The organism is Tsukamurella sp. II2bb (assembly GCF_057815145.1).
This window is the reverse complement of record NZ_JBYPZI010000003.1, coordinates 186,413-199,938: the sequence shown is the minus strand read 5'-3', so window position 1 is coordinate 199,938 and position 13,526 is coordinate 186,413. Positions and strand designations below refer to the sequence as shown.

Annotated in this window: 9 protein-coding genes; 5 read left to right on the top strand and 4 right to left on the bottom strand. The window is 70.9% G+C overall.

Going from position 1 to position 13,526, the window contains the following annotated elements:
- Nucleotides 1-21: 21 nt before the first annotated feature.
- The 3 genes from AC21LY_RS09485 to AC21LY_RS09475 form a co-directional block, all read right to left on the bottom strand.
- Nucleotides 22-3,051, bottom strand: coding sequence for a bifunctional [glutamine synthetase] adenylyltransferase/[glutamine synthetase]-adenylyl-L-tyrosine phosphorylase (locus AC21LY_RS09485; RefSeq protein WP_489046207.1), 3,030 nt, complete (start codon nucleotides 3,049-3,051; stop codon nucleotides 22-24).
- Nucleotides 3,052-3,065: 14 nt separating this feature from the next.
- Nucleotides 3,066-4,406 (bottom strand): glutamine synthetase family protein, encoded by a 1,341-nt coding sequence (locus tag AC21LY_RS09480; protein ID WP_489046206.1) that lies wholly within the window; start codon nucleotides 4,404-4,406, stop codon nucleotides 3,066-3,068.
- 180 nt (nucleotides 4,407-4,586) lie between these two features.
- Nucleotides 4,587-4,871 carry a DUF4242 domain-containing protein gene (locus AC21LY_RS09475; RefSeq protein ID WP_489046205.1) on the bottom strand — a complete coding sequence of 95 codons (285 nt, stop codon included), beginning with the start codon at nucleotides 4,869-4,871 and terminating at the stop codon, nucleotides 4,587-4,589.
- A gap of 143 nt (nucleotides 4,872-5,014) precedes the next feature.
- On the opposite strand from AC21LY_RS09475, the gene AC21LY_RS09470 reads away from it, so the two are divergent.
- Nucleotides 5,015-7,594, top strand: a complete 2,580-nt coding sequence (locus AC21LY_RS09470) for an AAA family ATPase (RefSeq protein ID WP_489046204.1) — start codon at nucleotides 5,015-5,017, stop codon at nucleotides 7,592-7,594.
- Nucleotides 7,595-7,705: 111 nt separating this feature from the next.
- A complete protein-coding gene (locus tag AC21LY_RS09465) occupies nucleotides 7,706-8,221 on the top strand; it encodes a hypothetical protein (protein ID WP_489046203.1) in 516 nt (171 codons plus the stop codon).
- A 22-nt stretch (nucleotides 8,222-8,243) separates the two neighbouring features.
- On the opposite strand, the gene AC21LY_RS09460 is transcribed toward AC21LY_RS09465, so the two are convergent.
- Complete coding sequence (locus AC21LY_RS09460) at nucleotides 8,244-9,851, bottom strand: alpha/beta hydrolase (protein ID WP_489046202.1); 1,608 nt, start codon at nucleotides 9,849-9,851, stop codon at nucleotides 8,244-8,246.
- Between the two features lie 54 nt (nucleotides 9,852-9,905).
- Here AC21LY_RS09460 and AC21LY_RS09455 point away from each other — a divergent pair, with 54 nt between their 5' ends.
- The 3 genes from AC21LY_RS09455 to pip are packed head-to-tail and all read left to right on the top strand — an operon-like array spanning nucleotide 9,906 to nucleotide 13,526.
- The gene (locus AC21LY_RS09455) at nucleotides 9,906-11,636 is read left to right on the top strand and encodes an NAD+ synthase (RefSeq protein WP_489046201.1); all 1,731 of its coding nucleotides are present in this window, start codon (nucleotides 9,906-9,908) and stop codon (nucleotides 11,634-11,636) included.
- Nucleotides 11,637-11,685: 49 nt separating this feature from the next.
- A complete protein-coding gene (gene panB, locus AC21LY_RS09450) occupies nucleotides 11,686-12,534 on the top strand; it encodes a 3-methyl-2-oxobutanoate hydroxymethyltransferase (RefSeq protein WP_489046200.1) in 849 nt (282 codons plus the stop codon).
- Nucleotides 12,534-13,526, top strand: a complete 993-nt coding sequence (gene pip / locus AC21LY_RS09445; RefSeq protein ID WP_489046199.1) for a prolyl aminopeptidase — start codon at nucleotides 12,534-12,536, stop codon at nucleotides 13,524-13,526. Before panB ends, pip begins: the two co-directional genes overlap by 1 nt.

Sequence of the window (13,526 nt, the reverse complement as noted above, 5' to 3'; positions counted from 1 at the left end):
TCCATCCTGCCCGGAGAGGGGCTATTCGCCCCAGAACACCCGGTCGACCACGGCCCGGGCGCGTCGCGTCGTGCGGAGGTAGTCCTCGAGGAAGTCCAGGGACGAGCCGCGCCACCCTGCCACGTACGCGACGTTCGAGAGCACCGCGCCCGGTCCCGGCAGTTGGTCGATGGGCTTGCCCCGCACCAGGAACAGCGCGTTGCGGGCCCGGGTCGCCGTGAGCCACGCTTCCCGGAGTAGCGCCACGTCGGACTCGGGCAACAGCTCCGCCGCGCCGATCGCGTCGAGCGATTCGAGCGTGGACGTGTTGCGCAGTGCGGGAACGTCGCTGGCGTGGCGCAGTTGCTCGAGCTGCACGGTCCACTCCACGTCGGAGAGCCCGCCGCGACCGAGCTTGGTGTGCGTCGCCGGGTCCGCGCCGCGGGGCAGGCGCTCGGAGTCCACGCGGGCCTTGATGCGCCGCAACTCGTTCACCGTCGCGGCCGAGACGCCGCCCTCGGGGTAGCGGATCTCGTCCACCATGTGCAGGAACTCCAGCGCGATGTCCTTGTCGCCCGCCACGTGGGTGGCGCGCAGCAGCGCCTGCACCTCCCAGGGCTGCGCCCACTGCCGGTAGTACGCCCGGTACGCCGCCAGCGTCCGCACGACGGGACCGTTGCGTCCCTCGGGCCGCAGCCCGGTATCGACCTCCAGGCCGGGATCGACCGACGGTGCGCCGAGCCGGGTCCGCACGGCATCCGCCACCAGGTTCGACCACCGGACGGCGTCCGTCTCCTCGTAGCCCTCGTTGGGCACGCACACGAAGAGCACATCGGCGTCGGAGCCGTAGCCGATCTCGTGGCCGCCGAGGCGTCCCATGCCGATCACCGCGATCCGTGCGGGCGCGCCGGCCGGGTAGGCGCTACGGCTGGATTCTCGTTCGGCCACGGACGTCGCGACCTCGGAGACGAGCGCCGCATCGAGCGCGGCACCCCACACCGAGGACAGCGCGGCGCACACCTCGGGCACCGTCATCATGCCGAGGATGTCGGCGGAGGCGACGCGGGCGATCTCGCTGCGCCGCATGGCCCGCGCCACCGCGATCGCACGGTCCCGGTGATGCGCGCGGCTGACCGCGGCGAGCATCCCGTTGTACACCTCCTGCGGCGAGGTCTCCACCAGTTTGGGGCCGGTGGCACCGTCGGAGTACAGCCGGATCACCTCCGGCGACCGCGCCAGCAGCTCCGCCACGAAGGTCGACGAGCCCAGCACCGTCATCAGGCGTTGCGCCACCACCGACTCGTCGCGCAGCACGCGCAGGTACCACTCGACGTCGCGCAGTTCCTCGGACAGCTTGCGGTAGTTCAGCAACCCGGCATCGGGGTTCGGGGTCTCACTGAGCCATTCCAGCAGCGTGGGCAACAGGATGGTCTGGATGCGGCCGCGCCGGGAGGAGTCCGCCATCGCCTTGAGGTGCGCGAGGGCGTGCTGCGCCTGCCGGAAGCCCAGCGCGCCCAGCCGGGAGACGATCGCATCGTCGGTCAGGCTCACCGCATCCGCGTCGAGGTTCGCGATCGAATCCAGCAGCGGCCGGTAGAACAGCTTGGTGTGCAGCCTCCGCACGCGCGCCGACTGCCGCTTGAGTTCCGCCCGCAGGACGCCGGCGGCGTCCCGGTCACCGTCGGGCCGGATGTGCGCGGCACGGGCGAGCCAGCGCCAGGCCTCCTCGTGATCGGGCGGGGGCAACAGGTGCGTGCGCTCCATGCGCCGCAACTGAAGACGGTGCTCGAGCAGCCGCAGGAACTCGTACGACGCGGTGAAGTTGGCACCGTCGTCCCGGCCCACGTAACCGCCCGTCGTGAGCGCCTCCAGGGCGTCGACGGTGCTCCGCTCGCGGAGCGTCTCGTCCGTGCGGCCGTGCACCAGCTGCAGCAACTGGACGGCGAATTCGACGTCGCGCAGGCCGCCGCGCCCCAGCTTCAGCTCACGCTCGCGCAGCGCCGGCGCGATGTTCTCCTCGACCCGGCGTCGCATCTCCTGCACGTCCTGCACGAAGTCCTCGCGCTCGGCCGCCTCCCACACCATGGGACTGAGCGCGGCGAGGTAGTCGTAGCCGAGCTGCATGTCACCGGTCTGCGGGCGAGCCTTGAGCAGCGCCTGGAACTCCCAGGTCTTCGCCCACCGCTTGTAGTACGTCACATGCGATTCCAGCGTGCGGGTGAGGCTGCCCGCCTTGCCCTCGGGGCGCAGGGCGGCGTCCACGTCGAAGAACGCCGCGGAGCCGATCCGCATCATCTCCCCGGCCAGCCGCGCCGACGGGCCGTCGGCCGGCTCCGCCACGAAGATCACGTCCACGTCGGAGACGTAGTTCAGCTCCCGCGCACCGCATTTGCCCATCGCGACCACCGCGAGGCGGCCGGTCGGATCGCTGGTGGGGAAGGCGGTGGCCACCGCCACCGACAGGGCCGCGGTGAGCGCCGCGTCGGCGAGATCGGCGAGATGCGCGGCCACGATCGAGAAGGGCAGCGTCGGCTCGTTCTCGACCAGCTCGGCGAGGTCGCGGGCGGCGAGGACCATCACCAGGTCGCGGTACCCGTCCCGGAGGCGGGCGATCGCCGCGCCCCCGGTCACCGCGGCACGGTAGAGCAGGTCGTCGTCGCGCCGCCCCGGAACCTTCACGGCGTCGACGGTGGCGAGCATCGCGTCGATCAGGTCGTCGCGCGAGCGCAGCGGCGCGGTGTCCCGCAGCAGCCGCCATGAGGACGGGTGGCTGATCAGGTGGTCACCCAGCGCATCGGAGGCGCCGAGCAGCCCGAAGAGCCTGCCGCGGAAGGTGGTGTCGGAACGGATCAGCTCACCGATCTCCGCCCACTCCTCGCCGGCGGATTCGCGCAGCCGCACCAGGGCGCGCAGCGTCCAGTCCGGGTCGGCGGCGCGCGAGAGCGCCCACAACACGTCGGCGCACTCGGCGTTCGCCCACCCGAGCGAGGTGAGGTTCGCCTCGGCGTTCGGGTCGAGCAGACCCAGGCGGCCCGCACTCGGGCGGCGGACCTCGCGACTCGTCGGCGGCACCGTCGACCCCCGGCCTAGAGGGAGAGGAAGCGGTCGAGCTCGAACGGGGTGACGACCGAACGGTAGTCGTTCCACTCGGACCACTTGTTGCGGAGGAAGTACTCGAAGACGTGCTCCCCCAGCGCCTCCGCGACGAGTTCGCTCTTCTCCATGAGGAGCAGCGCGTCGTGCAGGCTGGCGGGCAGATCCCGGAAACCCATCGACCGGCGCTCGCGCGCCGTCATCTGCCGGACGTCGTCCTCGGCGGCCTCGGGCAGCTCGTAGCCGCCCTTGATGCCCTCCAGGCCGGCGGCGCACAGCACGGCGAAGGCGAGGTAGGGGTTGCAGGCCGAATCCGGCGAGCGCACCTCGATGCGGCGGCTGCTGGACTTGTTCGGCGTGTACAGCGGCACCCGGACCATCGCCGAGCGGTTGGCGGCGCCCCAGGTGGCGGCGGTCGGCGCCTCGTCACCGGTCACCAGGCGCTTGTACGAGTTCACCCACTGGTTGGTGACCGCGGAGATCTCGGGCGCGTGGTGCAGGACGCCGGCGATGAAGGCCTTGCCGGTGGCGGAGAGCTGCAGCTCGTCGTCGGGGTCGTGGAAGGCGTTGGAGTCGCCCTCGAACAGGCTCATGTGCGTGTGCATGCCCGAGCCCGGGTGGTGCGTGAAGGGCTTCGGCATGAAGGACGCCTTGACGCCCTCGGACATCGCGACCTCCTTCACGATGTACCGGAAGGTCATCACGTTGTCCGCCATGGACAGCGCGTCGGCGTAGCGCAGGTCGATCTCCTGCTGGCCCGGGCCCGCCTCGTGGTGGCTGAACTCGACGGAGATCCCCATCGCCTCGAGGGCCTCGATCGCCGAGCGCCGGAAGTTCGGTGCCGCCTCGTGCACGGCCTGGTCGAAGTAGCCGCCGTCGTCGGCGGGTACGGGCCCGCCGTTCGGCCCCGGCTCCTTCTTGAGCAGGTAGAACTCGATCTCCGGGTGCACGTAGCAGGAGAAGCCGAGGTCGGCGGCGCGGTTGAGCTGGCGCCGCAGCACGTGCCGGCTGTCGCCCCACGAGGGCGTCCCGTCGGGCATGGCGATGTCGCAGAACATGCGGACGGAGTGCATCTCCCCGTCGTTGCTCAGCCACGGGAGCACCTGGAAGGTCGACGGGTCCGGTTTGGCGACGGTGTCGGCCTCCGAGACGCGGGAGAAGCCCTCGATCGAACTCCCGTCGAAGCCGATGCCCTCGGTGAACGCGCCCTCCAGCTCCGCCGGGGCGATCGCCACGGACTTGAGCATCCCGAGAACGTCGGTGAACCACAGCCGCACGAAGCGGATGTCCCGTTCCTCAATGGTGCGAAGCACGAACTCCTGCTGCCGGTCCATGTGTCGACCCTAAGCGAGAAGGTGTTAATTGCGTGTTACATATGCCCGACCCGTCCGGGTCGGTTGCGCCGTGCCCGAGGCCCCGGTCGCCGACGGGCGACGATGCCCGGCACCGCGGGCGCCCCGCCGGAGCGGGGCGACCCGGCTCTCGCCGGGCCGCGCCCGTAGGCGCCCTAACCGTCACCCGGCGGTCTGCGGTCCGAACTCCGTGCTCAGTTCGGTGACCGCGGTGCAGGGGAAACCCGCGCGCCGGGAGTGCTCGCGCACCGTGGCCTCGGTGTCGGTCCGGTGCACGCAGTACACCTTGTCTCCCGCCGCGTAGCTGGTGATCCACTCGTAGGGGACACCCAGTGATGCGGCGGTGGCGTTCGAGGTCTTCGCGATCTCGGCCAGCGCGGCGCCGTCGAGATCGCCGGCGCCGGGGAGCTCGCGCTCGATGACGAAGGTCTTCAACGTGGTGGACATGGCATCTTCTCCTCTGTCGGATGAACTGTGCGGATGAACTGGTGCGCCATCACCTTCCGTCCGAACGGCGCCCCCGGGCATCGGGAGAACCTCCCCATCTGTCGATCTTGTCGGCCGGATGCACGCCCGCGTATGGTCGGCAGGTGACGCTCATCGAACGCGACGAGGACGTGTCGGCGCTGGTCACGCTGGCGAGTCGGGCTCGTGCGGGCCACGGCGGCATGGTCGTGGTGACCGGTGAGGCCGGCGCCGGAAAGTCCTCGATCCTCGAGGAGTTCACGCGCCGCACGCAGTCCGGCCTGCGCGTGCTGTGGGGAGCGTGCGACCCACTGACCACGCCGCGCCCGCTCGGCCCGGTGTTCGACGTCGCCGCGGGGCTCGCCGCGTCGACCCGGTCGGCCCTGGCGCACGCCGAACACGCGTACCAGATCTTCGATGCGATCACCGCCGATCTGGCGAGCGAGCCCACGCTCCTGGTGATCGACGACGTGCACTGGGCCGACCAGGGCACCGCCGACCTGCTGCGCCACCTCCTGCGACGGATCCGGAACAGCCCCGTCCTGGTCGTCCTGAGCGCCCGCACGGAGGAGTCGAACGACACTGTGCGAGCGCTGCTGGGCGACATCGCGCGCACCACCGGCGCCACCTCGATCGCCGTTCGGCCGCTGACCGTCGAGGGCGTCGCGGAGCTGGTCGGTGATGCCGACCTGGACCCGGTGGACCTGCACCGCCTGACCGCCGGCAACGCCTTCTTCGTGACCCAGATGATCGAACACCGTGGGCACGACCTGCCCGCGACGGTGCGCGACGCCATCCTCGCCCGCACGGTGGGACTGGATCCCGGGTGTTGGGACGTGCTGCACCTTCTCACCTGCGCGCCGGGACCGATCGTCGAGGCGGTGCTCGAGCCCCTCGGGGTGACGTCCGGGGCCCTGCGACGTCTGCACGAGCTGCAGCTGATCCGGCGGACCGACCGCGGGGTCGGCTTCCATCACGACCTGTGTCGTCTCGCGATGCGCGAGGTGATCCCGCCCGGCGCCGAGCCCGAGCTGCATCGCCGGCTCCTGGACGTGTACGACGCCGTGGGCGGCACCGACCCGGTGATCGTCGCGCACCACGCGGAGGCGTCGGGCGACCGGGACCGGCTGCGAGCCGCTGCGATCAGCGCGGCGCGGTACTCCGCGCGCTCCGGCGCGCACCGGCAGAGCGCGCAGTTCTACCGACTGGCGTTGGCGAACTCCCACGAACTCGGTGTCGACGCCGGGGCGGGCACGGGCACCGGCGACGCGGAACTGCTGGAAGCCCTTGCGGCGGAGTGCTATCTCATCGACCGGCTGGACGAGGCGATCGACGCCGGAGAGCGGGCTCTCGCGATGCGCGCGGCGGCCGGCGACACCGAGAACGCCCGCGCCCTGCACAACGCATTGGCCGTCTACCACTGGTACAACGCGAACCGGTCCGCCGCGGACGAGCACGTCTCCCGGGCGATCGCGAGCGCGGACGGTGCGGCCTCCGTCGCGCTGGGTCACGCCTTCGCCATGCGGGCCCATCTGGCGATGCAGTCCGGACTGCTCGACCGGGCGAGGGACGCGCTCGACCAGGCGAGGGAGATCGCCCGTGCGACGGCCGCGGACGAGCTGCGCGCCAGGGTCGCGATCATCACCGGGGTGTGCGACGTGCTCGAAGGCGTGCCGGCCGGGAGGGACGCGGTGCTCGGCGTTCTCGCCCGCGGCCCGGCACATCTCGACGAGATCTACTCCAGCGGGTACAGCAACCTCACCTACCTCGACGTCGAGCAGCGCCGGCTCGGGGACGCCGGAGAACTCCTCGCGCGGAGCATCGAGATGACCGTCGAACGTGACCTCCCGGTGTGCCGCGCATGGCAGATGGGTTCGCGGAGCCGGCTGCGCCTGATCGGCGGCGACTGGGACGCCGCTCTCGCCGATTCGTCGGCGGTCCTCGACGAATCGTCGGCGCCGCTCGCGCAGTTCTGGCCGCTGGTGGTCCGGGGCCTGATCCGGATCCGGACGACCGCCGAACCCGCAGCGGAACTGGACACCGCGTGGGAGCTGGCGGCGCGCTACGGTGAGCCACTCCGGGTGGTCCCGGCCGCGGCGGCGCTGGTCGAGCAACAGTGGCTCACCGGGGTCCGGGACGATCGCCTCGCCGGATTCCCCGTTCTGCTCGAGCGGGACACCGTCGGAGTCCAATGGGCCCGCGGTGATCTCGCGGTCTGGCTCGCCAGGGTGGGAATCGAGACCGCCGCCGACGGTATCGCGGCTCCGTACCGATCCTGGCTCGACGGCGACCGCGCCGGCGCGGCCGACCAGTTCGACCGCGGGGGCTCCGCGTACGACGGTGCCCTGGCCCGGGTGGCGAGCAAGGATCCGGCAGCGGTCGCCGATGGGCTGGCGACGCTCGACCGACTGGGCGCGCACGCGGTGGCGGACAAGTTGCGGCGGGATCTGCGGGCCGCCGGGATGCCCGGGGTACCCGCCCGGCGCCGGCGCTCGACGCTCGCCCATCCGGCCGGGCTGACCACGCGCCAGCAGGAGGTACTCGCCCTGATGGGGGCGGGCCTGACCAACGGTGAGCTCGCCGGGCGGCTGTTCCTGTCCGAGAAGACCGTCGATCATCATGTCTCGGCCATCCTCACGCGTCTCGGCGTGGGCAACCGGCGCGACGCCGTGCGGCGCGGACGGGAGTTGGGGATCGTCGACTGAAGAGCCGCGCGAACATGGGGAGCGACTCCCGATGAGCTTCCGAGCGGCCCCGGCGAGAGTGATCCGCATCGACCGACGCGGTCGAAATCACCTCACCCCAGGAGCGACATCATGAAGCGCATCTCCCCCATCGGCACCGTCATCGCGCTGGCCTCCGCGGCCACGCTCGCCGGCGCCACCCTGCTGGTCCCGGCCGCCGCCGTCGCCGCGCCGCCCGCGACGGGCGCGAACCTCACGGTATCGGCGCCCAACGCTTTCAACATCCGAGTCACCGTCGAGGGGACCTTCCGGATGAGCGTCGAGGACGCGAAGACGATCATCCGATACATGAACGACAACCGCTCCGGCGGTGTCACGTACACCCTGCGCGGCGACGATCCGGGGACCAACGACCCCGTCCTCTTCGAGCGGTTCGCCGGCGGCACCGGTACCTACCCCGGCGGCGAACTGGTCGCCACCGGGAGCGGGCTGCACTACCTCAAGGTCATGGACGTGCCTCGGGAGTACCTGAACGAGGACGACGGCCCCTTCGACTTCACCGACGAGGTGTACGCCCAGGTGCACCTGCATTACGCGACCGGAGGCGATCGGTTCGCCACCAGCGCCGTCGTCTCGCGTCAGTTCTGACGACGGCGTGCCCGCCGCGAACTCAGGGCGCGCAGCGCAGCCCCTCGGCGGGGATAGTGAGGTCGCGGAGATAGGCGGTCACCGCGTTGTCGATGCAGGTGTTCCCCTCCAGGGAGATGGTGTGCTGGCTGCCCTCGTAGGTGATCAGCGACGCTCCCAGCTGCTTGGCCAGGCTGACGCCGTTCTCGTAGGGCGTCGCCGGATCGTGGGTGGTCGAGATCACGACGATCTTCGGCGCACCCACGGCGTGCACCTCGTGCGGCTTGAGGGTGGGCGCGGCGGCCCAGTACGCGCACGTGCCCTTCGCCGCCCGCCCGGTGCCGCGGCCGTCGTCGAGGAAGGGCGCCGCCTTGCGGATCTCGGTGTCGAGCCGGGACAGCTCGGCGGGGTCGGTGACGGCGGGCCCGTCCACGCAGTTGATCGCGGTGTTGGCATCCATCATCGGCGAGTACCGGCCCTGCTCGTCCCGGTTGAGGTACAGGTCGGCGATGCGCTGCAGGAGGGCGCCGTCACCCTTCTGCAGGCCGATCAGGCCGCGCCGCAGCGGCTCCCAGAGCTGCTGCGCGTACATCGCCTGGATCGTGGCGGTGGTGGCATCGCTGTAGCTCAGCATGCGGCCGCCCTGGCCGCGGACCGGATGGTCGATGAGCGGGCGCACGAGTTGCTGGTACCGCTCGGTGGCCTTCGACGGGTCGGTGCCCACCGGGCAGTCGGGGTACTTGGCGCAGTCCTTGGCCCAGTCGTCGAAGACGGTCTGGAAGCCCGCCATCTGCTGCACGTTCGAGGTGATCTGGTCCAGCGCCGGATCCACGGCACCGTCGAGGACCATGGCGCGCACGCGCTCGGGGAAGGTCTCCGCGTAGATCGCCCCGATGAAGGTGCCGTAGCTGTAGCCGAGGTAGGTCAGCTTCCGGTCGCCGAGGACCGACCGCAGCACGTCCAGGTCGCGGACGGTGTCGGCGGTGCCGACGTGCGCGAGGAAGTTCTTGCCCATCTTCTCGGTGCACAGGTCCGCCTGCGCCTTGTTGAAGGCCTCCTGCTTCGTGATGCCCGCGGGTGTGTTGTCGGAGTTCACGGTCGAGAGCCGGTTCTCGTCGCGCTGCTTGTCGCTGAAGCACTTCACGGCGGGGGCGCTCGCGCCGACACCGCGCGGGTCCCATCCGACCATGTCGAAGGTGCGGGCGATCTCGTACTTGCCCTGCTCCATGGACTTGCCCGCGACCTGCTGCACGCCGGAGCCGCCGGGCCCGCCGGGGTTCATCAGGAGCGAGCCCTGCCGCTGCCCCGTCGCGGCGACCCGCGCGACGGCGAGCCGGGTCTCCCCCGCCGAGGGATCGTTGTAGTCGATCGGCACCGTCAGGCGCGCGCACTGCAGCGTGGTCCGGTCGTACTCGGTGATGTCGTCGGCGCTCGCGATCTCCGTGCACGACCCCCACGCGAGCCGCTGCCCGTAGTACTTCTGCAGGGACGCGGGGACGCCCGGCTCCGCGGTCGATGTCTGCGTGGCGGTGCTCGACGGGGCCGACTCGCGTGCGGGCTCCGGGGACCCTCCGATCGGGATCGAGCATCCCGCGAGCACGGTCACAGAGAGGACCGCGATCGCGGTCAGGAGGGGTTTACCTGCCGTCATCCTTCCGATCCTGCCACGCGGCGCCCGTTGTCCCGGGGACGCTAGGGTTGAACCATGACGCCCCTTCGTGTCGCGGCGTGCCAGATCGACCCCGTCGTGGGTGATCTGGACGCGAATGTTGCTCGGATCACCGCCGCAGCCCGGGACGCCGCGCAGCGCGGCGCGCAGGTCGCCGTCTTCGGCGAGATGGCCCTCACCGGCTACCCGGTGGAGGACCTGCTGCTCCGCCGGTCCTTCGCCGTCGACTCCCGGGAAGCGGTGCACGAGCTCGCCCGGTCGCTCGACGCGGCGGGCTGCGGGGACCTCATCGTGGTGGTCGGCTTCCTCGACCGCGATCCCGACGCGCCCGAGACCAGCACGAACCCCACGGGCGGCGCGCGCAACGCCGCCGGCGTGCTGCACGGCGGCGAGCTGGTCGCCCGCTACGACAAGCACTTCCTCCCCAACTACGGGGTCTTCGACGAGAAGCGCTGGTTCACCCCCGGCGACCGGTTGGTGGTCCTCGACGTCGACGGTGTGCGGCTCGGCCTGGCCATCTGCGAGGACGTCTGGTGGCCCGACGGTCCCGTGGCCGGGTTGGGCGCGCTGGGCGTCGATGCGGTGCTGTGCCTCAACGCGAGCCCGTACGAGGTCGGCAAGCCCGCGCAGCGGCGCGGGGTGGTCGCGGCGCGCGTCGCCGAGGGCGGCGCACCGGTGATCTACGTCAACCTCGTCGGCGGGCAGGACGAGCTCGTCTTCGACGGTGACTCCTTCACCGCGACGAACGCCTCGGACTGGGCGCCGGGGCCGCAGTTCGTCGAGGCGACCGTGTTCACCGATGTCACGCCGCTCGGGCGCGAGCGGTCCGGCACCGTCGACGGATGGGCGGTGCAGGAGGTGCCCCTGCCCGCGCGGCCCACCGATCTCGTCCCGGTCGCCACCGACTGGGCCCACCTCGACGACCGGGCGCAGGTCTGGGCGGCCCTGGTCACCGGCACGCGGGACTACGTGCACAAGGTGGGCGGGCGCACCGTCGCGCTGGGGATGTCCGGCGGCATCGACTCGGCGCTGGTCGCCGTCATCGCGGCCGACGCGGTGGGCGCCGACAACGTCTACGGCGTCTCGATGCCCTCGAAGTACAGCTCGGAGCACTCGAAGGACGACGCCGCGGATCAGGCGCAGCGGATGGGCATCCACTACCGCACCGAGCCGATCGAGCACATGGTCGAGACCTTCGTGGACCAGCTGCACCTGACGGGTCTGGCGGAGGAGAACATCCAGGCGCGCTGCCGCGGTATGACGCTGATGGCCCTGTCCAACCTCGACGGGCACCTGGTTCTGGCCACCGGCAACAAGAGCGAACTGGCCGTGGGCTATTCGACGATCTACGGCGACGCGGTGGGCGCCTACGCCCCCATCCGCGATGTCGAGAAGTCGCTCGTCTGGGACCTGGCGCGCTGGCGGAACGAGGTGGCGGTCGAGCGCGGCGAGACGCCGCCGATCCCCGAATCGTCGATCACCAAGGAGCCGTCGGCGGAGCTGCGCCCCGGCCAGAAGGACAGCGATTCGCTGCCGGACTACGACGTACTCGACGACATCCTGCGCCGCTACGTCGAACAGGACCAGGGTGTCGCCGAGATCGCCGAGGCGGGCTACGACCCGGACCTGATCCGGAAGGTGGCCCGCCTGGTGGACCGCGCCGAGTACAAGCGACGCCAGTACCCGCTGGGCCCGAAGGTCACGCCCAAGGCCTTCGGCCGCGACCGCCGGATGCCGATCACGAACAGGTGGCACGACCCGGCCTAGAGACTGCCCGGACCGGAAAGACCGGCTGGGACATGAAGGGAAAACAACAATGAGCGAAACGCCCGTCTACGGAAGCGGTTCCGGCGCGCCGAGCGCGCCGGCCCGGAAGAAGGTGCGCATCCACCACCTGGCCGAGCTCAAGGAGCGCGGCGAGAAATGGGCCATGCTCACCAGTTACGACTACATGACCGCCTCGATCTTCGACGAGGCCGGCGTCACCGCCCTGCTGATCGGCGACAGCGCAGCGAACACCGTGTACGGGTTCGACTCCACGCTGCCGATGGAACTGGACGTGATGGCCGCGATGGTGGCGGCGGTGCGCCGGGGCACGAAGTACGCGCTCGTGGTGGCGGACATGCCCTTCGCCAGCTACGAGGAATCCCCCGAGCAGGCCTACCGCAGCGCCGCGACACTGATGAAGGCCGGCGCCGAGGCGGTCAAGCTCGAGGGCGGCGAACACATGGCACCCACCATCGAGTTCCTGCAGCGTCGCGGCATCCCCGTGATGGCGCACATCGGCTTCACCCCGCAGTCGGTGAACTCGCTGGGCGGCAACCGGGTTCAGGGCCGGGGCGACGACGCGGCCCACAAGGTCCGCCTCGACGCGAAGGCCGTGGACGCCGCGGGCGCCTTCTCCGTGGTCCTGGAGATGGTGCCCTCCGACGTGGCCGCGCAGGTGACGAGGGAGATCTCGATCCCGACGATCGGGATCGGTGCCGGGAACCAGTGCGACGGACAGGTCCTGGTCTGGCAGGACTTCTCCGGGCTCAACCGCGGCCGGACCGCGCGGTTCGTCAAGAAGTACGCGAACATCGGCGACGAGCTGCTGCGCGGCGCCCAGGAGTACGTGGCGGAGGTCGCCTCGGGTGAGTTCCCCGGCCCGGAGCACGGGTTCTGATGCGCGACTTCTATCCCGCCATCGAGGCCTACCGCACCGAACTGCTGGACGTGGGCGACGGCCAGCTCCTCTACATCGAGCAGAGCGGCAACCCCGACGGTAAGCCGGTGGTCTTCATCCACGGCGGCCCCGGCGGCGGCACCTCCCCCGACTGCCGCCGCTTCTTCGACCCCGCTGCGTACCGGATCGTCGTCTTCGATCAGCGCGGGTGCGGGCAGTCCAGGCCGCACATCGCGGATCCGCCGTCCGGCGAAGGGGATTCGCTCGCCGAGCGGCTCGCGGTGAACACCACGCCGCACCTCGTCGCCGACATCGAGCGGATCCGGCAGCACCTGGGGATCGAGCGGTGGCAGGTCTTCGGCGGGTCCTGGGGCTCCACCCTGGGGCTGGCCTACGCGCAGGCCCATCCCGAGCGGGTCACGGAGCTGGTACTCCGCGGCATCTTCCTCCTGCGGCGCAGCGAGCTGGACTGGTACTACAACGACGGTGCCTCCCATGTCTATCCGGACAACTGGGAGGGCTACCTCGCCCCGCTCGCGGAAGCGGACCGGGCACCGTCGGCCGACAAGATCGCGGCGTACCACCGGCTGCTGCACTCGGACGACGCGGAGACGGCGCTGCGGGCCGCGAAGGCGTGGTCGATGTGGGAGCGCAGTACCAGCCACCTGATCAACACCCCGGAGAGTTCGGCGGACGCCGACGAACCGCGGTTCGCGACCGGGTTCGCGCAGATCGAGAACCACTACTTCGTCAACGGCGGCTTCCTCGACGAGGGGCAGCTCCTGCGGGATGTGGACAAGCTGGCCGGCATTCCGGGCGTGATCGTGCAGGGCCGCTACGACGTGGTGTGCCCCGCGCGCAGCGCGTGGGATCTGCACCGCGCCTGGCCCACCGCGGATCTGATCATGGTGCCGGACGCGGGTCACTCGGCCTTCGAGCCCGGCATCCGATCGGCCCTCATCGAGGCCACCGACCGATTCGCGAAGGACTGA